This is a genomic window from Siminovitchia fortis, from assembly GCF_003605365.2.
Classification (GTDB): domain Bacteria; phylum Bacillota; class Bacilli; order Bacillales; family Bacillaceae_C; genus Siminovitchia; species Siminovitchia fortis.
Genome location: NZ_QYTU02000044.1, coordinates 1 through 25,080, shown reverse-complemented (window position 1 = coordinate 25,080; position 25,080 = coordinate 1). Strand labels below are relative to the sequence as shown.

Genomic DNA, 25,080 nt, shown 5'->3' with positions numbered 1-25,080 from the left:
GATAAATTTAGTCACGGATTAAGGATATATATAATGTTCGTTCTGTGGAGAAGCGCTCAGGTTTGGTGTGACAACGATACCATCTTTTATGACCGCTTCATATCCGCAGGAGCAGCGGAAAGAACCTTTTAGTACATACTGCTCTTTGATAAAAGCATCTGTCACGTGCAGAGCCTCCCGGCAATACGGACAGTAAAACATCGATAAAAATAACAATGGCACGCCGGTTTCCGCCGTTGTGACGTTCGTTTGGTGAACGGATTCGATTTTCTCATCCAGCAGCCGAAGGGACCGGTTTATTTTTTTCTTTTCCCTGAGAAGTTCCTGCTTCTTTTCTATCAAAACTTTCAAATAATAATCAATTTCTTCGATATCAACGAAATGGGTCACACGCTTTAAAGATATGACTTTATGAATTTCCTGCAAAGTAAATTGGAGCTGTTTTAATTTGACGATCCATTCCATATCATCCATGCAGGCAGCATCAAAAAAATAATGGGACCCTTCTTTCGTCGGGATTAACAGTCCCATTTCTATATAATGACGAACCGTATCGGTCGTTACATGAAAGCTTTTAGCGAATTCACCAATCTTCATTGTGAAAACCTCTCTTTTCCTCTATGCCGGTAATCTATTTATACAATAAACATGGGGTTGGCTCAATGTTTTATTTAAAAGATGGCGAAAGGAGTGATTGACGCAGTGTAAACCCTATGAATTAGAATTATGTTACTAAGATTTTTGTAAGCGTTTTATATTATCGGCAAACTGGAGGAGATTATCATGGCCGTTTATGCAGATTTGATTTTATATAATGGAAAAGTTTATACCGTCGACCAAAACAAAAGCTGGTGTAAAGCTGTTGCAGTTGCCGGCGGCGACATATTGTTTGTGGGTGCGAACGAAGAGGCAAAAGCTTATGAAGGCGAGCAGACAAAGGTCATTGACCTTGAAGGAAAGATGGTTCTGCCCGGATTTTTCGACAGCCATGCCCATGTGAGCATGGGGGGAGCTGAAGCGCTTTTCACTGTCGATTTGAATGACTGCGAAAGCCAGCAGGAAGCGGCTGACGCTGTAAAAAAATTTCTGGACGATAAACCCGATGCCGAAGTCATTATTGGAGTAGGCTGGGGAAACGCGATCGGAACAGGGATCGGACCGAGAAAAGAAATCCTTGATGAAATTGCCCCGCATGTTCCTGTTTGCCTTTATTCAGAGGATCACCATTCGCTCTGGGTCAATTCCAAAGCACTGGAACTCGCAGGGATTACGAATGAAACCGAAAATCCCAAAGGCGGAGTGATCGAGCGGGATCCCGCAACGGGAGAGGCGTCAGGAACACTGCGTGAAAGTGCAATGAATCTCGTCACGAATCACATTCCCGAATATACAGTTGAACAATATAAGGAAGGAATTTTAGCCTATCAAAAAATGGCTGCTGCCTGCGGAATCACTTCCGTTCATGAGCCGTTCATGAGAAACGGAAATGCCCTTGACGCATACAGCGAGTTGGAAAAGGAAGGAAAATTGACAATCCGATTTAGAAACTCTTTATTTGTCGATCCGGAAAAAGGGATCGATCAAGTGGAAGAACTGGCAGCTGAAAGAGAGAAACATAGTCAAGGAACGTATTTCCAGACGAATTCGGCGAAATTTTTTATAGACGGCGTCGTCGAAGGGGCAACCGCCTATCTCGAAGAACCCTATGAACATATCGATTCACACGGTGAGCTCGTATGGGATCCGGAAAGCTATAAAGAAACAGCGGCGAGGCTGCACAAAGAAAGATTTACGATCCATATCCATTCCATCGGAGATGCATCCACAAGAATTGCCTTGGACGGCCTTGAATATGCGGAGGAACAGGACGAACCATTCGATTCCCGGCATGCGATTACCCATCTGCAATTAGTCAATCCGGAGGACATTGGCCGAATGAAAAAACTGAACGTGGTGGCGGTCCCTAATATAACCAGGAAGTGATTGCAGAAGTTGCAAGAGGTGATAGAGAAGATGCAAAAAAAGCGATACTTGCAGCCCGAAATGCGTTTGATCACGGACATTGGCAGCATTTTAGTGCATCCGAAAGAGGAGACCTGTTGTACGGGACTGCCCAAAAGATTAAAGAATGCAGACAGGAGCTTGCCGAATTGGAGTCCCTCAATACCGGGAAAACTGTTACAGAAAGTCTTGCGGACATGGATGGAATCGCCGGGGTCTTTCAATATTATGCCGGTCTTGCAGACAAAGATGGCGGCATGATGATTGAATCTCCAAACCCAAATTCTGTCAGCAGGGCCGTCCGTGAGCCTGTAGGAGTATGCGGGTTAATTGCCCCTTGGAACTACCCGCTGCTTCAAGCTTCCTGGAAACTCGCTCCCGCTTTGGCTGCCGGAAATACAGTTATTTTAAAACCGGCTGAAATTACTCCCCTCTCTTCGATAAAAATATGTGAAATTTTCGAGGAGGTCGGCTTTCCAAAAGGAGTGATCAATCTTGTGCTTGGCCCGGGTTCAAGTGTGGGGGCTGAACTCGCAGAAAGTGATCTTGTCGATTTAATTTCTTTTACAGGGGGCGGTGATGCCGGAAGAGAAATCATGAAAGCAGCTTCCAATAACTTCAAAAAAATTTCCATGGAGCTCGGCGGAAAAAACCCGAATATTGTATTTAACGATGCAGATTTCGATACAGCAGTCGATTATGCATTGAATGCCGTATTTTTTCACGCCGGACAAGTGTGCTCGGCAGGGGCACGCCTTCTCGTCCAAAAAGACATCCATGACCGCTTTGTCGAAGCTGTCATAGACCGGACGAAACAAATCAAAATGGGCAGCGGCTTTGATGAGGACACTGAAATGGGACCTGTCATATCAGAAGAGCACCTAAAAACCTTGGAAGCTTATATTAAGACAGGAATCGATGAAGGGGCAACGCTCGCAACAGGCGGAAAAAGGCCGGCTGCACCAGAATTGCAAAAAGGATTTTTCATGGAACCGACCATTTTTACCGATTGTCACAGAAAAATGAAGATTGTCCAAGAAGAATCTTTCGGCCCGATTTTGACAATTGAGGCCTTTAATACAGAGGAAGAAGCCATCGAACTCGCAAATGACAGCGTTTACGGATTGGCTGGAGCCGTTTGGACGCGTGACATGAACCGTGCGGAACGAGTAGTGCAGCAATTGCGTATGGGAACTGTTTGGATCAATGACTTTCACCCTTATTTCCCTCAAGCTCCTTGGGGCGGGTATAAACAATCCGGAATTGGAAGGGAATTAGCCCACATTGGATTGGAGGAATATACGGAAATCAAGCATATTTACCAAAATACAAAACCAGAACCGCAAAATTGGTTCAAAGTAAAAGAGCTGAATGTAAGTTCGAATACCCAAGCCTGATAAAAAATTGACAGGAGGAAATAAAAATGAGTTTACAAATGAAAGTAGAGCAAATGTATAAATATCATACTTTTGAGACACCCACCGTTATAAAGCACGGGATAGGGGCCATTAAAAATATAGGGGATGAAATAAAAAATCTCGGAGTTTCCAAAATATTGCTCGTTACCGACCCGGGGATTTATAAAGCCGGAGTGGCAGCACCCATTATCTCCTCATTGGAAGAGTCAGGAATAGGCGTTGTATTATTCAATAAAGTAGAACCAAATCCGCCCGTCAGGCTTGTAAATGAAGGCTCAAAGATTTATAAAGAGGAAAACTGCGATGGGCTGGTTGCGGTTGGCGGAGGGAGCTCAATGGATACAGCCAAAGCAATCGGTGTGGAAGCAGTACACGATGGGTCCGTTTTGGACTATGAAGCTGCCGAAGGAAAAAAACCGCTTGAAAAAAGAATCCCGCCGCTCGTCACCATTCCGACAACGGCAGGGACCGGTTCGGAAGTAACCCAATGGGCTGTCATTACTGATGAAGAAAGACAGTTTAAATTTAACACGGGCGGTCCGCTCATCGCTGCGCATCTGACAATTATTGACCCCGAATTGCATCTATCGATGCCGCCTCATGTAACAGCCATGACAGGCGTTGATGCCCTGGCCCATGCAATCGAGTGTTACACAATGAAGTACGCACAGCCGATAACAGATGCTGTCGCTTTATTGGCAATGGAATACGTTGCAAAATATATTAGACGGGCATATTCGGATGGGACTGATCTGGAGGCAAGGTACGGAATGGCACAGGCTGCTATGCTGGCCGGTCTGTCTTACGGAAGTGAGTCAGCCGGAGCCGCTCATGCCATGAGTCAGACCCTTGGAGGAATCATTCCTGTTGCCCATGGGCAATGCGTTGCAGCCATGATGGGACCTGTGATGGAGTATAACTGGAAAGGAAATCCCGAAAAATTCGCAAGAATCGCAAAGGCACTCGGTATCAATACTCATGGTTTATCCACGGAAGAAGCGGCTAAAGCGGCAGTCCGCTGGGTCTACGAGCTTGTCGATGATTTGGATATACCGTCCCTTGAAGAGCAGGGAGTTTCCCCAAATATGCTTGATCGATTGGCTCAAGAGGCCTTAAATGACCCGCAAACTGTCGGCAATCCGCGCGATTTGAATTTGGAATCCTATAAATGGCTTTACAAGCGCTGCTTTAATCTTGTTCCAAGTACAGTCTATACGGGTAAGCAGCAAGCTGCGCCTGAAAAGGCCGAAGTATATTCATAACGAAAGCAAAACAAGCCCCTTTGCAGCTTGAATGGGGCTTGTTTTTTTACTGATGAACCATTTCATGTGTGAGATAAGAAATAAACTTTGCTGCGAGCGGATTGCTTTCGTAATCTTTTAAAGTGGAAATATAAAAATTGCGCCTGACGATAAAATCATCTATTTCCAGCACTTTCACCCTTCCATATCGTGCTGCCTGTTCTGCCGCCAGGGACGAAATGACGGAAATGCCGATTCCTGCTTCAACGGAGGCTATAATGGCTTCCGTACTGCCCATATGACCTGCAATTTTTAATGACTTTGGATCAACTCCGTTTTTTTTCAGTTCTTGCTCCCAGGCAAGTCTTGTCCCCGAATTTGATTCCCGAATAACCCAATCACATTCCGTCAAGTCCGCAAGCTTTACTGTTTCGGGAAATCGGTCATCATTGATAGGAACGACTATTTTCAGTTCTTCTTCCAAAATCGGCTTTGATATAAGCCGCGGGTGATCTTCGGGCTTGCCTGTCACGATCAAATCCACAGCTCCATTAAGCAGCCAGTGAAAGACTTCTTTCGAACCGGCAATCCGGATATGTATTTCAACTTCCTTATATATATCCATGAAACTTTTAATATATTTAGGCAAAAAGTATTCGGATGGGATCGTGCTGGCCCCTACAGTCAGTTTACCCGTAAGATTGCCGCCTAATAATTGGCTCTCAAGATTGTCCCATTTTTTTAAAATCGAAAGGAACTGATCATAGACAATCTGCCCTTGGGAAGTAAGATGCACACCGCCGGCATCTCTTTGCAGCAATTTTGTCTTAAAATGTTCATCCAATGACTGAATCCGCTGGGTGATTGCGGGTTGGGAAACGGCCAGACGCTTTGCCGCCTCATTGAAGCTTCCCAGTTCAACAACTGTTACGAACGCTCTCATATGATTGATGTTCACCGCCATCACCCCGGTTACACTTTTATTGTAAAATATAAATCTTGGTTCTGCTTCTCTTTGCCCAACAGCGTATAGCCATGCTTTGTAATTTCCTCCGGAACGGTTTGAAAAGATTGCGGACAATCGGCAATCACTTGCAATACCTCGCCTTTTTTCATATTATCCAGCGCTTCCAGCGCATAGGTAACAGGGTATGGTCAAGGCTCCCCGCGGATATCCAAGACATAATCTATGATGATATCTTCCATTATGCTCACCTGCCTTTAGAGGATGTTCAAAAAANCTCCCCGCGGATATCCAAGACATAATCTATGATGATATCTTCCATTATGCTCACCTGCCTTTAGAGGATGTTCAAAAAATCACCAAATGATAAGCGGCGAATCTCTTCGTTGGCTCGTTTCTGCGCTGCTCATGTATTTAAAAGCATACATTCCGCTGCTCCTAACTTCGCCGCCTCGACCTTCTTGCGACGCACAGGACGTGCTAGTGTCGACGGTGCCACAGGATGTGGCGCTCTTAGTCGACCTTCTAATTTGGCGACTTTTTGAACTCGCGCCTTTATTTCTTTGCGGCTGAAGGCTGAACAGAATAATGGCCTTCTTTCCTGTTCAGGTCAAGCCCTTTTCCAAATCGATAGTGTTTCTCCCACCAAGCCGAAAATAAGTACCATGCAAAGAGAAGTAATAGCGTGAAGAACAGGGCTAGTTTCGGATCAAACACTTCCATTAAATTAATAGGTTTCCAGCCTTCAACAAGAAGACTGTACACACCAAGGTGATCCCATGCAAATGCCAGGAAAGTAGCGCCTGCAATTGAACCGGCCCCTACCGACCAAAAGTGGACTTGTCCTTCCATTGCCCGGTACATCCATCCGGTTTCACATCCGCCGGCCATAACAATGCCAATGCCAAACAAAAGCCCTCCAACCAGCGTGCCTGGGCCGGCCACCTTAACCACTGCTGTTGCTCCTGTTTGAATATAAAAATAAGTAATGACTACACTTATGATCATACCAATCGCAAGAGCCTTTGTCATTACGGCACGTCCGCTGATCCATAAGTCACGAAAAGCAGATGTAAAGCAGATTTGGGCCCTTTCAATAAGAATACCAAATCCGGCGCCAAAAAGGGCTGCAATCGCCAACATTGTCTTTCCGTTAATAAAATAATAAAGAACGATCACGCTAAAACATAAAAAGACAAAAACTCCTATGTATCGCTGTACAAAATGATTGGCCTGTTTCCCCTCAATTTGTTTTGCACTTTTAAATGCTTTTAGATTAGGTTTCCCGCGCCACCATCTTGTTCTGATAATTTTTACGCCAATATAGGTTCCAATACCTGTTGCAATCATGAAAATCCATGAATGAAAAGAAAATTGGGGAACACCCGTGAAAAAAGCAGCCAAATTACAACCGAGCGCAAGCCTTGCACCAAACCCTGCAATGGCTCCCCCGATAAACCCCTGTATCAGCCGGCGCTTTTGTTGTGGTACACGAATTTTAAATTTATTCCCTAAAAGTGTAGTCATTAATGCGCCGATCAGCATTCCAATAACAATCCATCCATCTGTCCGTTCCAGCGGGGTCCCTTTCATTCCGACAAGATCAAAATATGCCCAACTGGAAATATCGACATTTACGGACTTAAGCAGATGGCCCCCAAGCCTTGTAAACTCCCCCGTTACAGCCCATACCGTACCTGTAATTCCAAAATATAGGGCACTTAATAATCCGGCCATCCCTACCGCTGCATAAGGATTCCAGTTCTCATTAAAGACCTTGTGGAACAGTTGACGCATCCCAAACACCCCATTCAAAAACGTTATATTATGTATAAGATAATCTTATCACCTTAATATTTACTAGTCAAATGTTTCTGAAAAGTTGTTCAATAAAAAAACGCAGTAAGTATTTACCGCGTTTTTTTAGGGATAGACCCCCTCAACCTGAATTTTTTTGAACCCACTTTCGGGTATTATCCATCCTTTTTGTGTACCCTAATCGGTCAAATAATTCGAGCAGCGGGACTAAATATTTTCGTGATACAGGCAAGCTTTCCCTTGCCATTTGCAGTGTAAACTCTTCTAAATGAGTATCTGCTTCTAATTGTAAACGCGCTTGTTCAACAGCTTCCTTTGCTATAAGCATGTCATCATCCAAAATATGCGCCCTTTTCGTATGAATTAAATAGTGATAAAACTCTTTTTGAAGATCAGGCGGGATTTCATATTTCTTTAGTACCGTATTAAATTTTTCAACCTCGATCCCCTGATCGTTCAATTCTTTTTCAACGGCTTCCAACTTCGTTTTCCATTTCACGGGTAAAGTTGGAGCCGCATCTGTTAATGAAACGTATTGATTTTCAATTTTAATCACTTTTTCTTCCAATAATGTTTTAACGGCAAATTCTAAAAGCGGTGCCGGAAAATGTTTTTTCATTTCTGAAATGATCTCCGCCTTATCCATTCCAACCCGCATCGGATAACGTTTATGAAATGACTCTATCAAATCAGTCACTTTGTTTTTAACCCGCTCAAATATGGAATGGAGAGAAAAAAGCCCCCCTTCCATTTTAAGCAAAACTTTTTCCGCTTCATCCAGCTCTTTTTCTGTAACGGAGGCTCCTTTTAACAGCTCGTCATAAGTTAACACATGCTTCTCTTCCATTAACGATCGGATCCGGTCAAGAGCCGTTCCTTCCTTCTTCATCATTAATTGATCGATCGTTTTCTTTCCAAATCGGTATTTTCTACCGTTGGGCTCGATGATCCATCCACCGCCAATCGTTTCCACCGGCGATGGATTTCTTAGGATAAAACGGTCGCCTCTCGTCACCACGACTTTTTCATTTAATTGAACTTGACAAAGGATTTCCCCATCTTCTGTATTATTCACTTCATTCCGATCGAAAAAAATAATTTTTCCCATCACTTCTGACGTACCGACATAAAGCTTTACCGGCTGGCGCTGCTTGATTCTGGAATTCATGTCTTTTAACGGATAAAACACAACGTCAATTCGATCGGAGACCGAATAAAACCCATCCGCTGCCAGAACATCCCCCCTGGAAACACTGTCGTATGAAATCCCCCCAAGATTTATGGCTGTGCGCTGGCCGGCAACGGCTATTTCCGCCTGTTTACGATGGACCTGTATTTGCCTGACCCGGACTTCTTTATTGACAGGGAGCAGCATTAAACGTTCCCCCTGCCTGACCTCTCCGTCGTAAATGGTTCCGCGAACGACCGTCCCCTGCCCCTTAAGCGTAAACACCTGATCAATCGGCAGCCGGAATGGCGCCTTGTTCTCTCTTTTCTCAATCTGCATTACTTTGTCTCTGATAGCGACTTTCAACTCGGGTATCCCTTTTTGGGACAGACTGTCAACTAAAAATATCGGGGCATTGTTTAAAAATGTCTTTTCGAGCGTTTCTTTTACATCCTCGATAACGATTTCGAGCAATTCCTCATCCGTTTGATCGATTTTCGTTATGACTGCCAGCCCATTATGAATACCAAGAAGCGATAAAATATCGAGGTGTTCTTGCGTTTGGGGCATAATCCCTTCATCGGCCGCAATCACTAAAATCACCATATCAATGCCGGCTACACCAGCAATCATTTGCCGGATAAATCTTTCATGGCCGGGGACATCGACAATGGAAACCTGTAATTGGTCTTCATTAATCAACGGGGCGAAACCTAATTCTATTGATATGTTTCTTTCCTTCTCCTCTTTCAGGCGGTCCGTATTTACCCCCGTCAACGCTTTCGTCAATGTTGTTTTCCCATGATCGATATGGCCCGCCATTCCTATCGTAAAAAACCGATTCATGTCGCTCACCTACAGTATATGTATGTTTTACTTGCTTAGTAAGGTAGAAGAAATATATAATAAGATATGTCTAAATAATCAACATAGTTTGTCAAAGTTTTTGGGGTCGGATGAGGTACTGGTGTTCTCCTTGGTCTTCAAAACCATTTGGGAGGCGCGTGACGTCTCCGGTGGGTTCGATTCCCACACGATCCCGCCAAAAACTCTATTGAATATGCAAGAACGCCTCGACAACCATCTCCAACTCTTCCCAAGTCACTGTTCTGAAATCAAGAACGACCGCTTCATTTTTTGCCCTTACAATAATAGGAATTTTATTGTTTCTCAGTTTAACAGCAATGTCATGACTGGAATACCTTTCATGTTTAACATTCACAACATATGTATCCAATCCCACTTCCGGCATGGTTCCTCCGCCAACTTTGGATTTGTCCGGCTCTATATGGCAATTGAATTTTGCCTCTTTTGATTTTAATTCCTTCATAAAATGATTTGCCTTTTCCAATATCGTTTCGCTTGATTCCAAAATATCACGGATCGTAGGGATTTCCTGCTGTTCCTGATTTCTTATATAAGATTTTAATGTTCCCTCCAACCCGGCCAAGGTGAATTTATCGACCCGAAGTACACGGGCAAGCTGGTGTTTTTTAATTTTTTCGATGTAGGGTTTTTTCCCTGCAATGATTCCCGCCTGCGGCCCCCCAAGTAATTTATCTCCGCTAAAAGAGATGATATCAATCCCCGTTTTGATCTTTTCTTGGACAGTCGGCTCAGATCCAATTTGATGCCTTTGAAAGTTAAATAGCGTCCCACTGCCGAGATCTTCATAAATAGGGATGTTGTGCTTCCTTGACACTTCTGCCAATTCATCCGTATCAACTTCTTCGGTAAAACCGAGAATCTTAAAGTTGCTCTTATGAACTTTCAACAATAATCCCGTATTTTCATTGATCGCCCTTTCGTAGTCGCGAATACGGGTTTTATTTGTCGTTCCCACATCGATTAAAACCGCCTGGCTTTCTTCCATAATTTCAGATATTCGAAAAGAGCCGCCGATTTCGACAAGTTCTCCCCTGGAAACGATGACTTCTTTCCCGGAAGCAATGGCTTTTAACACCAAAAAAACGGCTGCTGCATTGTTATTCACTACGACAGCGGCCTCCGCCCCTGTCAGCTGTTTAATATAGTCCTCGACAATATCATGCCTGGACCCCCGTTCGCCGGTATTCAAATTGTACTCGACCGTTGAATAAGAAGAGGCTGTTTCGGCAATTTGATCAATCGCCTGTCTGCTTAAGCGGGCTCTTCCAAGATTTGTGTGAAGCACCACGCCCGTTGCATTTACTACTTGCCGCAATTGATTTTCACTAAATGAATCTACCTTCGCTTCAAGCAATTGAAATATATATTCCATTAACTTTTCCCGGTTTACATCTTCCATATGTAACTCATTTTTGATCATCTTATTTCTGACAATGTCTACCTGCTCGCTTATCCATTCTGTCAGTACTTCTTCTGAAACTGAAACATCATTTAAGATTTGAGAAAAACACTTGTCCTTCTTTAATTGATGTACTGCCGGCAAGTACCTAAGATTATCCATAACATTCACCATCCGCAGAAAATCCTTTGTTCGCTTTTTTTAATAAAACAATTTATACTTTATGATGAACCATATTTTTTTATTATTTAAAAAAAGGGGGTATCAAAGTGACAGATCAGCTGAAATTAACTTCATTGTCCACTAAAGCAGGCTGAGGGTGCAAAATCGGTCCACAGGACCTGGCGCAAGTTTTGCGTTATTTACCACCACAAGAAAATGATCCTAACCTGCTGGTAGGGCTGGACCATCCCGATGATGGAGGGGTGTACAAGTTGACAGATGACATCGCACTCGTACAAACAGTTGACTTTTTTACCCCTATTGTAGATGATCCATACATGTTCGGCCAAATCGCAGCCGCCAATGCACTAAGTGATGTATATGCAATGGGCGGGGCACCGAAAACAGTATTGAACATTGTCGGGTATCCCATTAAAAAGTTGGGTCCAGAAATATTAGCGAAAATTTTACAAGGTTCCAGCGATAAAGTCCGGGAATCTGGGGCGCAAATTGTGGGCGGACACTCAATAGATGACAACGAACCCAAATTCGGCCTGTCAGTTACCGGAACTGTTCACCCTGATAAAATCTATCAAAATATCGGCGCCAGGCCCGGGGATTTGCTGTTATTAACAAAGCCAATTGGCGTCGGTATCCAAACAACAGCTATTAAGCGGGACCGTTTGACGAAAGAACAAATAAACCGGGTAACTGAAGTGATGAGTGCATTGAATAAATATGCGGCACAATGCCTATCAAGCTTTCATCCGAATGCCGTGACGGATATTACCGGATTTGGATTGCTGGGACACGCCTTTGAAATGGCTGACGGAAGCCGTGTCAGCTTTAATATTTACAATAAGGACGTACCTATTTTGCCGGGAACGAGAGAACTTGCTGAAGTTGGTATCATCCCGGGAGGTTCAAAAGCAAACCATCAATGGTTGATGAACCATGTTGATTACAGCCAAGATATTTCAGAAATAGAACAGCTTATTTTATGCGACGCCATTACATCAGGCGGGTTATTCATAAGCTTGCCTAAACAAGAAGCTCACCTCTTCATCAATGCGCTTGCATCCATCTACTCCATTCAGGCTTCGGTAATTGGAGAAGTAACCGAAAAGAAAGAAAAGGCAATTTACGTTTATTGACATGTTAGAATTGTAACACAAATGGCAGTTATACGACAAATCCCCCTGGGCGTTTTAGCCAGGGGGGTGTTGTTATAACTGCTGTCTTAATATTTCCGCTGCCTGAACCATTACCTTTAATTTATTAGCAGCTGTTTCCGGTGTATTCATAGGCCGCTGGGCAAAAGTTCCAAATCCGCAGTCAGGGTTCAAAAAAATCTTTTCCGGTGAAAGGAGCTTCGCCGCTTCTTTTCCTCTCTCAACGATTGAATCGATACTCTCAAGACCCTCCGTACGGGGATTCACAACACCTAAACCCAATTCTTTACCGTCCAGGATTGAAATATCCTTCAGCTCTCCTGCCCTAGGTGTAGCGTATTCGAGAATAAATTGGTCCGCATTCATTCGAGAAAGATAAGGCATTAAAGGAGAATAAGGCCCTCTTAATAACACATCCTCCTGCGTACTCCAATTCCCGCGGCAAATATGTATGCCGATTCTGGTTCCTTTTCCTCTCATACCCTCCATTACCCGGTTGATCAATGTCGTTGCAAATTCCAGTTCTTCCTCCCGGTCGGCTTTCGCCGTCAATGCCCCGCACATAAAGGTCCGGTTTGCGTTTTTATTCGTAAAAACCAGCTCTGTCAGCACCGGCTCATCAAATTGTACAAATTCGACCCCCGCCTGAATCAAATCGATGAGCTCTTCCCGCAGGACCCGAACAATATCATCTGCAAGGGCCTCTTTTGTCGGATAACTCTCCTGAGATAACCCTTCCACCCACATGGACCGGGTAAGCAAATATGGCCCCGGCAAGGCTGCCTTAATGGGGCGATCCGTATGCCGGCGCAAAAACCGGCAATCATCCAATGCAATCGATGTTTTCCTGTCAATTTTTCCTACTGCAGCCGGGTTCGACAATGAGAAAGCGGGAACATCCAGTGTACCTAAAATTTCTTCAAAACTCGCTTTGTCTTCCACATAATCAAGCAGTTCCGCTACCGTCAGCATTTTTACATTTTCCAATTTATCAGCAACAAAAGAAATAAAATTATCCCGCCGCAGTTCTCCGTCTGATACAATATCAAGGCCAGCTTCTTCCTGCAGCCTCAAACAATCGATTACCGCCTTGTCGGCAATTTTATTAAATTCATTTTCATCTATTCTGCCAGCCTTTTTATCGCGAAGTCCATGCAGCACTTCGTTCGATCTTGGCCAGCTTCCGACAACTGTAGTTGGAAACAACGGAAGCTCCATCGCATGCTCCCTCCTTCTTTTTTCTTAAAAAACGGCTGCAAATCTAATATCAATATGTATGGTTTGGCACAGTGTTTGAAAAATTGGAGATCGTTCCAAAGTCAATTCCCACGTTTCTTCCAACAAGGCTTCTTCTTCAGGTGAGCTCACATAAAACGTGCCATTGATTTCAATAAGTCTGGGGCTTCCTTCGTCTTCCAGCTGCATATGATAGAGAACATTATCGAGCTTTCCTTTTACACTGCATTCCAAGGCATCTATCGTAAGGCTCCGGCGAGACGCATGCTGTTTGTAGCCTACAGTGAGACAAGTGCCAAGGGAAGCCAACATATAATCGATCGCACTGGGTGCCTCTACATTTGCTGAAAAATCAGCAGGCTGTCCTGCTTTAAACGTATGATTTCGACTGTAGACATTGGCTGTCAATCCTTCTTTCCCCTGTACGCGGACATTCCATTGGTAATGGCGGGCTGCTTCCAAATCTTGCTGAAGACTGCTGTCTGTCCCGCCTTTTCTGATAAAATAACTTACATCGTCCTCATTCTTTCGGGAATCCAGAAATTCATGTTTTACCATCCGGCACCATGCCGGCAAGTCTTCAGCAACAGTCCGCTCCCGGCTCCGTACCTCTAATATTTCTCCATTCTGAATCGAATCCATATGTTTCTTAATAATGAGGAGAAGACCTGAACCACAGTCCAAGTCTCCTCCATCGCAAGTTGCCGCAGCCGTTCTTTTTTCGTTCATTCTTATTCCCCCTAATACGTGATACAGGCAGCACCTTGGGAAAGGAATTCAATGAGCTTTGCACCACCGACAATTTTCGCTCCATTGACAAGTTTTTCTTCATCTAACCCGCGCTTTTTAAAACATGGGCTGCAAACCCATAGTTGTCCACCTGCTTCCAGGAACTGGATCATTAACTCTTTCAGCGGAGCAAAGCCTTCTTCATGAATGTCATTTGCATATCCTTCTTCACTCAGATAGACGCCATCCACGGTTAGAAAAACGACCGTTTCCTGTCCTGAAGCCACTGAAGCGTTAGCTACCACAAACCCGACCGTTGCTTTATCCGGATCATTTTTTGCACAAGTAATGCTCACTGCAATTTTAGACATGTACGATTCCTCCTGAAACTTATTTATTTTTTCGAATATAATAGACACTGTTCTTTCCCTGATCCAAGCGCTTTAACAGCGTATGACCCTGCAGGCGGCACCAAGCCGGGATATCTTCCCTTGCACCCGGATCGTAAGATTTGACCTCGATCACTTGATCCTTGTCCATTTTTTTCATTTTTATAAATAGATTCATAATCAATTCTCCACAGCCAGTGGGGCCTGCATCATACACAACATCTGCTTTTAAGGAATTTTGAACCACTTTTTCACCTCGACATATGTATCATTCAAAAACTTTGTCTGCCAACCCTCCTAATGAATATTTCGAATATATACATAATAACATAAACTTATAAAAAAAATAAGGTTCATTTATAATATTTTGCTAGTCAAAGGAAAAATCCCCATCCATGAAGGCGGGGATTTTATCTTTCTTTTTACAGCTCCTTTTTCACTTCAACGATGGAATCGTCGATAATGGAAATCATCGTTTCTACTTCTTCTTTTGTAATGCAGAACGGTGGTGCGAATGCCAATGTATCCTGTCCTCCGTAAACGATGCTTCTGCCCAGAAGGCCGCGGTCAAGCGCCTTCGCTACCACTTTTGCAGAAACAGGCTCTGTATATCTTTCTTTCGTTTCTTCATTTTTGAAAAATTCGATGGCGCCAAGCAGGCCTACGCCTCTGCGGTTGCCCATGAATGCATGCGTCTCTTCCAGGTATTTGAGCCCTTTTTGCAGCTCTTCTCCCATGCTGCGGACATTTTCAACCATGTTTTCCTTTTCGATGATTTCCAGGTTTTTCAATGCAACTGCGCAGCACATAGGGTGCCCGCTGTATGTGTAGCCATGCCAGAAGTTTCCTTCGTAGTTTTCCATCAATTCGTTTTTGATTTTGTCGGAAATGACCATTCCCCCAATTGGCGCATAGCCGCTGGAAATCCCTTTCGCCATGCAGATGATATCCGGAACGACTCCAAACAGATCCATTCCGAATTTCTCGCCTGTCCTTCCAAATCCGCAAATGACTTCGTCCGCGATGAATAAAATCTCGTTCTCATCACAGATTTGACGGACTTCTTTGAAATAGCCCTCCGACGGCGGATTGACGCCCCCTGATCCCTGGATCGGCTCAGAGATGAATGCGGCGATATTTTCAGCACCTTCTTTTTCAATCAATGCTTTTAATGATTCAATGGTCGAATCAACATAAAGGAATCCTTGTGCCAATGAAGTTGTAAATTCCCTGAACGGTTCGATTCCTGTCGCACTTGTTGCTCCCATCGCAACTCCATGATAGGAAAGGCTGCGGGAAATGATTTTCGTTTTATTCGGCTGGCCCTTCACTTTCCAGTAATGCCGGACTGTTTTAAATGCGGTATCGTTTGATTCTGAACCGCCGGATGTAAAGAAAGTCGTATTCAGATCGCCGGGGGCCCACTCAGCAACCTTTTTGGCCAGTTCGATGACGGGCTCATGACTGTTCCCTGCAAACGTTGAGCTGAAAGCAAGCTTTGATATTTGTTCAGCTGCTGCCTGCCCCAGTTCCGATCTTCCATGGCCGATGTTGACATTCCAGAGGGAAGACAAGCTGTCAATCAACTTTCTGCCTCTGACATCTTTTAAATAAATTCCTTCACCTTCTGTAAAAATAAATCCCGGTCCGTTTTCCATATGCTGTTTGATGGATGTTGACGGATGTAAAAAGTGCTTTTTATCAAGTGCAGCCAGTTTCTCGAATTTTACCTGAGCATCATTTTTCATTTGCATAGCCATGTTGCATTCCTCCTGTATGAAATAAATTTACTGTGCCTTTCTCTTTAAAAAGTCAGGCACTGATTCCGATGTGATTTTCGGCTTGTGATCCTCTTTGATTGTTTTGATCAGCGAATAGGTAATAAGTAGCAATATAACAGTAAATGGAAGCGCCGTGACGAGTGAAGCCGTCTGCAGGCCCTGAAGCCCGCTGCTTATGATCAATACGGCAACAATTGCCGACATGAGGACACCCCAGATCACTTTCACCAATGTCGACGGATTTGGATTACCATTGGATGTCATCATCCCTAAAATAAAGGTGGCCGAGTCTGCCGACGTAACTAAAAATGTGACAATGAGCAAAATAAATATAACGGAAAGCACTGTACTCATCGGAAAGTTTCCGAATGTGGCAAACAATGCGCTTGTCACGTCTGCCTGAACTGCATCCGCAATGTTTCCTCCTTGGAAAAGATCAATATGAAGCGCCGTACCGCCAAAAACCCCAATCCACATCGTGGCGATCAACGGCGGAACGATCAAAACCCCAAAAATAAATTCACGGATTGTTCTTCCCTTTGAAATCCGTGCAATGAATGCCCCTACAAAAGGAGACCAGGAAATGACCCACGCCCAGTAGGCTACCGTCCATTCTTTTGTCCAAGTGCTTCCTTGATATGGCGATAATGACAAGCTCATTCCGAAAAAGTTCTGGATATAGTCGCCGATTCCCACTGTAAAGCTCTCAAGTATGAAGGTGGTTGGTCCCAGTACCAGGACAATGACAACCAATCCTAACGCCATGCTTAAATTCAATATGCTTAAAATTTTAATTCCCCTATCCAGCCCGGTAACGGCCGAAGTAAGGTACATGACAAGCAAAATACCCGTAATAATTAGCAAAACCGGCGTATTTTGCGGGATAGAGAACAAATAGTCGAGTCCTCCATTGATTTGTAAGATTCCCAAACCCAGGGAAGTGGCTACACCCATCACTGTTGCAATGACAGCAAGTATATTGATCGTCTTCCGAATACCGCGCTTCCCGCTTTTTCCGAGCAGCGGATTCAATGTCGTACTGATTTCCCCTTTTTCGCCTTTTCTGAACTGGAAATATGCCAACACCAAACCGACAATTGTAAATACGGACCATTGATGTATACCCCAGTTAAAAAATGAATACTGCATGGCGACTCTTGCCGCTTCGGGTGTTTTTCCTTCCGAAGCCAAAGGACTGTTGACAAAATGGCTCATCGGCTCAGCGACTCCCCAGAACACAAGTCCCGCACCGAATCCGGTGCTGAACAGCATGCCGATCCATGTGTAGAAGGAGTACTTCGGTTTTTCATCATCTTTTCCAAGCTTCAAGCTGCCGTATTTACTAATAGCCAATCCAATGAGAAATACGACAATAAACAATACGGCTAACAAGTAAAACCATCCAAATACGTTTGTGGTAAAACCATAAGCGGCATTTGCAGCATTTGACAGCCCTGCCGGGTCCACTGCACCCCAAAGTACGGCTAAAAAGACGATGATGGCGGAAATCCAAAAGGTGCTATTCATAAAACTCGGGTTCGTTTTGTTCTTCATAAGCTGCCCCCACTCAGTTGTTTTTTATCTATTCTAAAGAAAGTATAAAATTGACTAATCTTTCCGTGAGTATGGGTAGTTCTATGTCTAGCTCCAGCGCCTATCGACTAGCAGACTTCACTCTTCCTCCTACGATAAGTCAACATCGGCTTCGCCGGACAGGAAGTCCTAGTGCCACCGAAGCCACAGGACGTGGCGTTTTGAGGCGGCCTCCGTCGCCGTGTTTCCTTTATCTCGTTGGAATCGCTCCAGTCTGTACGTCGATGAACAGACGCTTGCGCTTTTCTTTATAGCTGGGTTCCGACGTTCTGAAGTTTGAAGCTGACCACCTTCGGCTCGGTCATATCCTGGATTGCGAATTTGACGCCTTCCCGGCCCAACCCGGAGCCTTTGACGCCGCCAAACGGCATTCCGTCTATCCGATAGTCTCCGCTGTCATTGATCATGATGCCGCCCACATTCAACTGATGAATGGCTGAAAATGCCTTTTCAATATCCTTCGTAAATATTCCTGCGTGAAGTCCAAAATTGACATCGTTTGATTTTTCAATCGCTGCCTGTAAATCAGAGACAGGATATAACAAAACAACAGGACCGAAAATTTCCTCGCGTGCAATGGTGCAATTCTCTGGTACGTTTTCCAGTACTGTCGGAGAATAAAATGCTCCGTCCCTCTTTCCTCCGATTAAAAGCTCCGCTCCCATTTCAACTGCTTCGTTCACCCATTTTTCAACTCTGATGGCTTCCTTCTCATTGATGAGCGGACCCATGTCCGTCGTTTCCAGTCTTTTATCGCCAACCTTGTACATGGCCGTCTTTTGAAGGAAGGAAGATTTAAAATCGGCATAAGCCTCCTCTTCAATGAAAATCCTTTGGACACCGATACAGTTTTGCCCCGCTGCGGAATATGCTCCAGATACGCATGCTTCAACCGCTTGCTTAATGTCGGCATCTTTTAAGACAATGGCCGGCGAATTTGATCCAAGCTCCATGCTTAACTTCTTCAATCCTGCTTTGCGGGCAATGCTTTCTCCCGTCTCAAGCCCTCCTGTAAAAGATATCATCCGGACGTCCGGATGAGTTACAAGGACGTCACCGACATCCCTGCCGTTTCCCGTTACGACAGATAGTATTTTTTCAGGAAGCCCTGCATGATCAAATGCTTTTGCCAGCAGAAGAGCGCTCAGCGGTGTAACGGTCGCCGGTTTGACGATGATGGCATTTCCTGATGCAATGGCAGGGCCGACTTTATGGGCAACCAGATTCAACGGATCGTTGAATGGCGTGATGGCGCCAATAATGCCAATTGGGAAGCGATAAAAGTAGCCGACCCGGTTTTCACCATTTTCAGATTGGTCGAATGGAATCGTTTCACCATTGATCCGCCTTGCCTCTTCAGCGCTCAATCTCAACGTCTGGATACAGCGTTTCACTTCGTTTCTAGCCTCTTTTATCGTCTTGCTGCCTTCTTGCGAAATGGTCACTGCATATGCTTCGCTTCTATCCTCAATGTAGTCCGCCGCTTTGTTAATGATGGTCATTCTAAGGTGAACCGGCAAGTTTGCAGCTTTTTTTGCCCCTTTTTTCGCTTCTTCTATCGCAAACAGCATATCTTCAGCTGTTGCCGCAGGAACCGTAGTGATCACCGTGTTATCCTGTGGGTTGAGGACCTCCGTCGTTCGGTCGCTCCCCACCCATTTTCCGGCAAGGTACATTTCTCTCCCCATTACTTTTGTAGACAATTTCATCACGCCTTTCCAGATGATTATATGGCCGTGAGTTTCATATCGACGCTTAAATATCGTTATTTCCAGCCAATAAGCGGGTGGCAGTTTCGGCTAAAATGAAGACCCCCATTTCAAGGCAGCGTTCATCAATATCAAAGATATTTGTGTGAAGATCCCTGTTTTTTCCGTCTTCAAGCGAGCAGCCAAGGAAAAACATCGCTCCCGGAATTTTTTGTGTCATATAGCCGAAATCTTCTCCCCCCATACCAAAAGGTTCTCTTTCCACCTGTATATCCGGGTACAGATTTCTCGCCGTCTCAACCAATAACGCATTGACAGCCGGGTCATTCTTTAATGCAGGCTCCCCTCTTTCAACGGTGAAAACATAGCTTCCTCCGAACGATTCGGTTATTTTAAAAACATTTTCAACTTCCTTGATCAGCTGCTCCCTTGCTTCCGGGGAATACGTCCGGAGTGTACCCGTAATGGAGACCTCCTCCGGGATGATATTGCTGGCAGTCCCCGTGTTTATTTTCCCGATACTTGCTGCAGCTGTATCAAGCGGTGAAATCCGTCTTGAAACCAATCCATAAAATGCCTGTAAAACAGAGCCAAGCATCCAAATCGGATCTTTCGTCATATGCGGATAGCCGCCATGTCCGCCCGAGCCGATGATTTTTGCATGAAAAACATCTACATTTGCCATGCTGTAGCCGTCATTGACTTGAATCACGCCGACAGGATGCCAAGGACAGACATGGAGAGCGATAACTGCCTCCACATCATCCAAGATGCCTTCCTGGATCATCCTCGGAGCACCCGACAGGCCTTCATCATCCGTATCTTCTTCGGCAGGCTGGAATAAAAATTTCACTGTACCTGATATTTTTCCCTCTTTAAATCTATCGGAAAAAATTTTGGCGATGCCGAGCAAAATCGCCGTATGGGCATCATGGCCGCATGCATGCATCACTCCGTCTCTTTTCGAGCGGTAGTCATGGCCGGTCTGTTCAACAATGGGCAATGCGTCCATGTCGGCCCGGATGGCGATGGTCGGTCCGCTTCCGGAAGAAAGCGTACCGACTACACCGGTTTTGGCAACGTTTGTCTGAACAGCGATATTTCCAAATTCTTTTAACCGACTGCTTACGAACCTGCCAGTCTCATATTCTTGGAAACTCAATTCAGGATGTTGATGAAGATGGCGGCGCCACTCGCTTAATTGATGTGCAATCGCCTGGGCTTCTTCAATGATTGTCTGTTTATCCGTGATCATGTTTTAACCCCCATCCCGCTGCTGCTCATGTAAAATGAAGAGATTTTTTGTTATCTATTTGTAAACCGATTCCCTCTTTTTCTGTTAAAAGCTTAAATGCCAACAGGGCGATCGCTGTGTCTTGGACACCCGTCCCCGTCAAATCGCAGACGGTAATCTCCTGATCATTCAATCTTCCTTTGGTTTTTCCAGAAGTCACCTCACCCAATTCTATGACAGGTGCATCTTCTGAAATAAAACCTTGTTCTATAGCGTGATGCAGTTCGCCAAGCCTTGCGCATTGCGTTTTCGTATCACAAACGAATCTGTCGGCTTTCTTTAAAACATCCGCTTCCAATTCCTGCTTTTCCTCTGCATCCGACCCCATAGCCGTGATGTGAAGGCCCGGATGGAGCCAATCCGCTTTAATGAGAGGTTCAGCGGCAGGTGTTGTCGTCACGACGATGTCACTGTTGCGGACGACCGTTTCTGCATCTGCGACAATCTGAATGTCGGCATCCAAAACGTCTTCCATGTCCGCCTGCAGCTTTTTGGCATTATCAAGGGAACGCCCGTAAACCAATACTTTTTCGAAGTCACGGGCCAAATCGAGCGCTTTCAATTGATAGCGGGCCTGTGCCCCGGTTCCAATGACACCAACGGTTTTGACATTCTCCTTTGCCATGTGCTTCGCCGCAATGGCTCCTGCCGCTGCTGTCCTGACCTCAGTCAAATATCCGTTATCCAACAGCAAAGCTTTGGGTTCACCTGTGACAGTACTGATCAGCATCATCAAACCGTTTGCACTGGGCAGGCCAAGCTTGTAATTATTAAAGAAGCCGGATGAAACTTTCAAGGCAAACATGTCTTTGCCGGGAATATAAGCTGTCTTCACATCCACTTCCCCGTTATTTTCCTTTACATCCACCCTCATGATCGGGGGCATGATAACTTCCTTTATAGCCAGCTGAGTAAAAGCATCCTCAATGACAGGAATGATTTGCTTGTCGAGCTCAATCATTTGCTTAATCTCTGATTCTGTAAAAATATGCATTTCCCCACCTCCTAGCTAATAATCGTTAAATCCAAATCTTCCTTTACAATCAATTCTCTTTGATAGTCCGCCAATACCTCGCAGCCTGTTTCTGTCACCCGGAACGATTCACTGATTTCGATTCCGTAATCATCAAACCAAAGACCAGGAATCATATGAAAAGTCATGTTTGGCTCCAGCACTGTCAAATCGCCGCGTCTGATGCTTGCCGTATGCTCGCCCCAGTCCGGAGGGTAGTTTAACCCCATTGAATAGCCTAAGCGGGATTCCTTTTCGATGCCGTATTTTTTAATGACGTTTTCCCAGGCAATCTCCACTTCTTCGCAAGTGACTCCCGGTTTGACCGCCTCAAGTGCCGTGTTCAGCCCCTCAACGACAATCTGTGAAATATTATAGGCCTCTTCACTCGGCTGCCCGATGGACACCGTCCGTGCCAATGGAGAATGGTAGCGCTGATGACAGCCTGCCAGTTCAATAATAACCATTTCGCCGTATTTGTATTGCCTGTCTGTCCAAGTCAAATGCGGGGTTGAAGTATTTTCTCCTGATGGAAGCATAGGGACGATCGACGGATAGTCGCCGCCGAACTCCGGCGTTCCGGAAACCAAATTTTTATAGATTTCCGCAACCACGTCGCACTCGCGGACTCCTGAAGCTATATTTTGCACGGCTGCATCCATGCCTCTTTCAACAATCTTTGCAGCCCGCCTGATATATTCAATCTCCTGATCCGACTTGATCAGCCGAACATAGTTAACAAGTAAACTTGCATCTTTGAACTCAGCATTTGGGAGGCTCTGTTTAAGCCTTTCATAGGCTAAAGCCGAAAAATAGTAAGACTCCATTTCAAGGCCGATCCTGCGGTTTGATTGTCCAATTTCATGTAAAATGCCTGCCACGAATTCCATCGGATGTTTATCCGAATGCACATAGGATTCCGGATAAGGGATGATGCGTTCATCAAACAGCCAGGTCGTAGCCCTTGCACCGTTGGCATCCATATGTCTGCCAATCCAGATCGGCTGTTCCTCATCAATGATGACTATGAGCAGTTGATCAACGTAAAACGACCAGCCGTTATATCCTGATAGATAGTTCATATTCGCCGGGTTCGTGATGAGCAGTACCTCGATTCCTTTTTCCGACATTTTTTTCTTCGTCTGTTCCAGCCTGTGCTGATATTCTTCATAGCTGAATGGCAACATATAAAAGCCTCCTTTGCAAGTGCTTACAATTCTAAATACATTATATTAAATAAATTTTGGTAAAACATCGTCAAATTTGTATGAAATTAATTTGATCCTTTTATACAAAATGGAAAAGGAAAAGTGCTGCATCGAAAGGATTTTGCCTGAGGCGAGAACCCAATCACGCATCCTATCCAATCCTGCACCCACCTCCAAATACTAAAAAACAAGCGTTCCATGTTTCCATGTGAACACTTGCTTCTCATTTTTATTTTGACGCCCTTTCGTCTCTATGCCAGCCTTATGTTCGGCTGGATCAGCAGTTCCCTCGGAAAATCAGCCAGCACTTCGCATCCGTTTTCCGTAACCCGGAATGATTCGCTGATTTCGATGCCGACATGGTCCAGCCAAATTCCAGGAATCAGATGAAACGTCATATTCGGTTTCAAGATTGTATAATCGCTCGGCCTGAGGCTCGCCGTATGCTCGCCCCAATCCGGCGGATAGTTGAGCCCGATGGAATATCCGACCCGGGATTCCTTTTTAATTCCGCTTTTCTCTATGGATTTGCGCCAAACCTGTTCCACTTCCTCACATGTCATTCCCGGTTTTATCGCATCCAATGCAGCATTCAATCCCTCTATGACAACAGCGGCAATATATTGCAGCTGGTCGGTCGGTTTGCCGACCACTACAGTCCGTGCCATAGGAGAGTGATACCGCTTATAGCAGCCGGCCAATTCTATGATAACCGGATCGCCATCTTTGAAAACATCATCTGTCCATGTCAAATGGCAGGCCGATGTTTTTTCTCCAGTCGGAAGAAGCGGGACAATCGAAGGATAGTCTCCTCCAAAGTCTTCCGTACCACTGATCTGGGCATGGGAGATGGCTGCAACAACATCGCATTGGCGCACACCTTCATTAATCGTATCAACGGCAGCACCCATCGCTTTTTCTGCAATTTTTGCGGCCCGCTTGATATATTCAATTTCCTGGTCGGACTTGATGATTCGAACCCAATTTACCAAATTCGTCCCGTCTTTAAAAGCTGCGTCCGGAAGGCCGCCCGTCAATTGAACATAATTTCTCCCGGTAAAATAATAGGCATCCATCTCTACGCCGATTGTCCGTTTGTCCTGCTTTTTTTCCTTTAAAAAATCGCAGACAAAATCCATCGGATGCTTGATTGTTGATTGAACATAATCATCTTGATAAGGAATAATATGGGCATCGTCAAGCCATGATGTATGCTTTGCTGCGCTCGCATCCTGGCCCCGGCCGATCCAATACGGCTGATCTTTATCAATAATCACAACCACCAATTGATGAACATAAAAGGACCACGCATTATATCCAGTCAAATAACTCATATTGGCCGGGTCGGTCACAAGCAGTACATCTATCCCTTCCGCCACCATGCGCTGCTTTGTCTTTTCAAGCCTTTCCTTATATTCCAAAATATTAAACGATAACAAATCCATCCCTTCTTTCGCGACCTATTTTATTTAATACCCGTTCCGAAAACGTTTTAAAAATGTCTGCAGTCTTTCGGTCTTCGGATTTTCCAATACCTGCTCCGGCGGTCCCTGTTCGACGATCTTCCCCTTGTCGATGAAGACGACCCGGTCAGAGATTTCGCGGGCAAAGTCCATCTCATGCGTCACGAGGATCATCGTCATGTTCGTCGTATGCGCAATGTCCTTTATGACCGCGAGCACCTCTCCGACGAGCTCAGGGTCCAATGCTGACGTCACCTCGTCAAACAGCATCACTTTCGGTTCCATGACGAGCGCCCGGGCGATCGCCACGCGCTGCTGCTGGCCGCCGGACAGCTGGATCGGATACTTGTGCACGTGATCCTTGAGCCCTACTTTCTCCAGCATCTCAAGCGCCCGCTCCTTCGCCTTTTTTTTCGGCATGCCCAGCACATGGAC

General features: G+C 45.0%; 20 protein-coding genes, 1 tRNA gene and 2 pseudogenes. 5 read left to right on the top strand and 18 right to left on the bottom strand.

Features of this window, described 5'->3' with window-relative positions; genetic code table 11:
• Positions 1 to 18: 18 nt before the first annotated feature.
• Positions 19 to 597 (bottom strand): MerR family transcriptional regulator, encoded by a 579-nt coding sequence (locus D4N35_RS15560; protein ID WP_120075329.1) that lies wholly within the window; start codon positions 595 to 597, stop codon positions 19 to 21.
• A gap of 186 nt (positions 598 to 783) precedes the next feature.
• Between D4N35_RS15560 and D4N35_RS15555 the strand changes: the two genes are divergently transcribed.
• From D4N35_RS15555 to gbsB, 3 genes and pseudogenes are all read left to right on the top strand, one after another.
• Entirely contained in the window at positions 784 to 1,983 is a 1,200-nt protein-coding gene (locus tag D4N35_RS15555) for an amidohydrolase (RefSeq protein WP_120075327.1), read from the top strand.
• Positions 1,968 to 3,398, top strand: a pseudogene (locus tag D4N35_RS15550) (aldehyde dehydrogenase family protein); the annotation flags it as partial. The gene D4N35_RS15555 and the pseudogene D4N35_RS15550, both read left to right, overlap by 16 nt.
• A 26-nt stretch (positions 3,399 to 3,424) precedes the next feature.
• Positions 3,425 to 4,681, top strand: coding sequence for a choline dehydrogenase (gene gbsB / locus D4N35_RS15545; protein WP_120075324.1), 1,257 nt, complete (start codon positions 3,425 to 3,427; stop codon positions 4,679 to 4,681).
• Between the two features lie 46 nt (positions 4,682 to 4,727).
• Here gbsB and D4N35_RS15540 read toward each other — a convergent pair whose 3' ends face one another.
• From D4N35_RS15540 to selB, 4 genes and pseudogenes are all read right to left on the bottom strand, one after another.
• The gene (locus D4N35_RS15540; protein WP_120075333.1) at positions 4,728 to 5,618 is read right to left on the bottom strand and encodes a selenium metabolism-associated LysR family transcriptional regulator; all 891 of its coding nucleotides are present in this window, start codon (positions 5,616 to 5,618) and stop codon (positions 4,728 to 4,730) included.
• A gap of 14 nt (positions 5,619 to 5,632) precedes the next feature.
• Positions 5,633 to 5,803, bottom strand: a pseudogene (locus tag D4N35_RS18465) (sulfurtransferase TusA family protein); the annotation flags it as partial.
• A gap of 376 nt (positions 5,804 to 6,179) precedes the next feature.
• Positions 6,180 to 7,421 (bottom strand): selenium metabolism membrane protein YedE/FdhT, encoded by a 1,242-nt coding sequence (gene yedE, locus D4N35_RS15530; RefSeq protein WP_120075323.1) that lies wholly within the window; start codon positions 7,419 to 7,421, stop codon positions 6,180 to 6,182.
• Between the two features lie 142 nt (positions 7,422 to 7,563).
• A complete protein-coding gene (gene selB, locus D4N35_RS15525; RefSeq protein WP_120075321.1) occupies positions 7,564 to 9,456 on the bottom strand; it encodes a selenocysteine-specific translation elongation factor in 1,893 nt (630 codons plus the stop codon).
• A 102-nt stretch (positions 9,457 to 9,558) separates the two neighbouring features.
• On the opposite strand from selB, the gene D4N35_RS18215 reads away from it, so the two are divergent.
• A tRNA-Sec gene (locus tag D4N35_RS18215) sits at positions 9,559 to 9,655 on the top strand.
• A 6-nt stretch (positions 9,656 to 9,661) separates the two neighbouring features.
• On the opposite strand, the gene selA is transcribed toward D4N35_RS18215, so the two are convergent.
• Complete coding sequence (selA, locus tag D4N35_RS15520; RefSeq protein ID WP_235870406.1) at positions 9,662 to 11,071, bottom strand: L-seryl-tRNA(Sec) selenium transferase; 1,410 nt, start codon at positions 11,069 to 11,071, stop codon at positions 9,662 to 9,664.
• Between the two features lie 95 nt (positions 11,072 to 11,166).
• Here selA and selD point away from each other — a divergent pair, with 95 nt between their 5' ends.
• Entirely contained in the window at positions 11,167 to 12,213 is a 1,047-nt protein-coding gene (selD, locus tag D4N35_RS15515; protein WP_390615308.1) for a selenide, water dikinase SelD, read from the top strand.
• Positions 12,214 to 12,285: 72 nt separating this feature from the next.
• Here selD and D4N35_RS15510 read toward each other — a convergent pair whose 3' ends face one another.
• The 12 genes from D4N35_RS15510 to D4N35_RS15455 form a co-directional block, all read right to left on the bottom strand.
• Positions 12,286 to 13,449, bottom strand: a complete 1,164-nt coding sequence (locus D4N35_RS15510) for a cobalamin-independent methionine synthase II family protein (protein ID WP_120075318.1) — start codon at positions 13,447 to 13,449, stop codon at positions 12,286 to 12,288.
• A 24-nt stretch (positions 13,450 to 13,473) separates the two neighbouring features.
• The gene (locus tag D4N35_RS15505) at positions 13,474 to 14,196 is read right to left on the bottom strand and encodes a sulfurtransferase TusA family protein (RefSeq protein ID WP_120075316.1); all 723 of its coding nucleotides are present in this window, start codon (positions 14,194 to 14,196) and stop codon (positions 13,474 to 13,476) included.
• A gap of 11 nt (positions 14,197 to 14,207) precedes the next feature.
• On the bottom strand, positions 14,208 to 14,567 hold the full coding sequence (locus tag D4N35_RS15500; RefSeq protein WP_120075314.1) for a DsrE family protein: 360 nt from the start codon (positions 14,565 to 14,567) through the stop codon (positions 14,208 to 14,210).
• Positions 14,568 to 14,586: 19 nt separating this feature from the next.
• A complete protein-coding gene (locus D4N35_RS15495; protein WP_268920381.1) occupies positions 14,587 to 14,802 on the bottom strand; it encodes a sulfurtransferase TusA family protein in 216 nt (71 codons plus the stop codon).
• Positions 14,803 to 15,007: 205 nt separating this feature from the next.
• The gene (locus D4N35_RS15490) at positions 15,008 to 16,345 is read right to left on the bottom strand and encodes an aminotransferase family protein (RefSeq protein ID WP_120075311.1); all 1,338 of its coding nucleotides are present in this window, start codon (positions 16,343 to 16,345) and stop codon (positions 15,008 to 15,010) included.
• A gap of 27 nt (positions 16,346 to 16,372) precedes the next feature.
• Entirely contained in the window at positions 16,373 to 17,920 is a 1,548-nt protein-coding gene (locus tag D4N35_RS15485) for a BCCT family transporter (protein ID WP_120075309.1), read from the bottom strand.
• 287 nt (positions 17,921 to 18,207) lie between these two features.
• Positions 18,208 to 19,668, bottom strand: a complete 1,461-nt coding sequence (locus D4N35_RS15480; protein ID WP_235870404.1) for an aldehyde dehydrogenase family protein — start codon at positions 19,666 to 19,668, stop codon at positions 18,208 to 18,210.
• A gap of 46 nt (positions 19,669 to 19,714) precedes the next feature.
• Complete coding sequence (locus D4N35_RS15475) at positions 19,715 to 20,923, bottom strand: M20 metallopeptidase family protein (protein WP_120075306.1); 1,209 nt, start codon at positions 20,921 to 20,923, stop codon at positions 19,715 to 19,717.
• A gap of 25 nt (positions 20,924 to 20,948) precedes the next feature.
• Positions 20,949 to 21,956 carry a cyclodeaminase gene (locus tag D4N35_RS15470; RefSeq protein ID WP_120075304.1) on the bottom strand — a complete coding sequence of 336 codons (1,008 nt, stop codon included), beginning with the start codon at positions 21,954 to 21,956 and terminating at the stop codon, positions 20,949 to 20,951.
• A gap of 11 nt (positions 21,957 to 21,967) precedes the next feature.
• Positions 21,968 to 23,161 (bottom strand): M24 family metallopeptidase, encoded by a 1,194-nt coding sequence (locus tag D4N35_RS15465; RefSeq protein ID WP_120075302.1) that lies wholly within the window; start codon positions 23,159 to 23,161, stop codon positions 21,968 to 21,970.
• Between the two features lie 272 nt (positions 23,162 to 23,433).
• Positions 23,434 to 24,627: a M24 family metallopeptidase gene (locus D4N35_RS15460; RefSeq protein ID WP_120075301.1), complete on the bottom strand. Its 1,194-nt coding sequence runs from the start codon at positions 24,625 to 24,627 to the stop codon at positions 23,434 to 23,436.
• A gap of 24 nt (positions 24,628 to 24,651) precedes the next feature.
• Positions 24,652 to 25,080 (bottom strand): amino acid ABC transporter ATP-binding protein (locus D4N35_RS15455; RefSeq protein ID WP_164876406.1); only part of this gene is annotated, 429 nt, incomplete at its 5' end.

Excerpts from the sequence above, each read along its gene's own strand:
- D4N35_RS15560 (WP_120075329.1), bottom strand. The coding sequence starts at position 597 with ATGAAGATTGGTGAATTCGCTAAAAGCTTTCATGTAACGACCGATACG.
- D4N35_RS15510 (WP_120075318.1), bottom strand. The coding sequence starts at position 13,449 with ATGGAGCTTCCGTTGTTTCCAACTACAGTTGTCGGAAGCTGGCCAAGA.
- D4N35_RS15490 (WP_120075311.1), bottom strand. The coding sequence starts at position 16,345 with ATGGCTATGCAAATGAAAAATGATGCTCAGGTAAAATTCGAGAAACTG.
- selB (WP_120075321.1), bottom strand. The coding sequence starts at position 9,456 with ATGAATCGGTTTTTTACGATAGGAATGGCGGGCCATATCGATCATGGG.
- selA (WP_235870406.1), bottom strand. The coding sequence starts at position 11,071 with ATGGTGAATGTTATGGATAATCTTAGGTACTTGCCGGCAGTACATCAA.
- D4N35_RS15470 (WP_120075304.1), bottom strand. The coding sequence starts at position 21,956 with ATGCATATTTTTACAGAATCAGAGATTAAGCAAATGATTGAGCTCGAC.
- D4N35_RS15465 (WP_120075302.1), bottom strand. The coding sequence starts at position 23,161 with ATGTTGCCATTCAGCTATGAAGAATATCAGCACAGGCTGGAACAGACG.
- D4N35_RS15480 (WP_235870404.1), bottom strand. The coding sequence starts at position 19,668 with ATGAAATTGTCTACAAAAGTAATGGGGAGAGAAATGTACCTTGCCGGA.
- D4N35_RS15500 (WP_120075314.1), bottom strand. The coding sequence starts at position 14,567 with ATGTCTAAAATTGCAGTGAGCATTACTTGTGCAAAAAATGATCCGGAT.
- D4N35_RS15475 (WP_120075306.1), bottom strand. The coding sequence starts at position 20,923 with ATGATCACGGATAAACAGACAATCATTGAAGAAGCCCAGGCGATTGCA.
- D4N35_RS15555 (WP_120075327.1), top strand. The coding sequence starts at position 784 with ATGGCCGTTTATGCAGATTTGATTTTATATAATGGAAAAGTTTATACC.
- D4N35_RS15505 (WP_120075316.1), bottom strand. The coding sequence starts at position 14,196 with ATGAACGAAAAAAGAACGGCTGCGGCAACTTGCGATGGAGGAGACTTG.
- gbsB (WP_120075324.1), top strand. The coding sequence starts at position 3,425 with ATGAGTTTACAAATGAAAGTAGAGCAAATGTATAAATATCATACTTTT.
- yedE (WP_120075323.1), bottom strand. The coding sequence starts at position 7,421 with ATGCGTCAACTGTTCCACAAGGTCTTTAATGAGAACTGGAATCCTTAT.
- D4N35_RS15485 (WP_120075309.1), bottom strand. The coding sequence starts at position 17,920 with ATGAAGAACAAAACGAACCCGAGTTTTATGAATAGCACCTTTTGGATT.
- D4N35_RS15460 (WP_120075301.1), bottom strand. The coding sequence starts at position 24,627 with ATGGATTTGTTATCGTTTAATATTTTGGAATATAAGGAAAGGCTTGAA.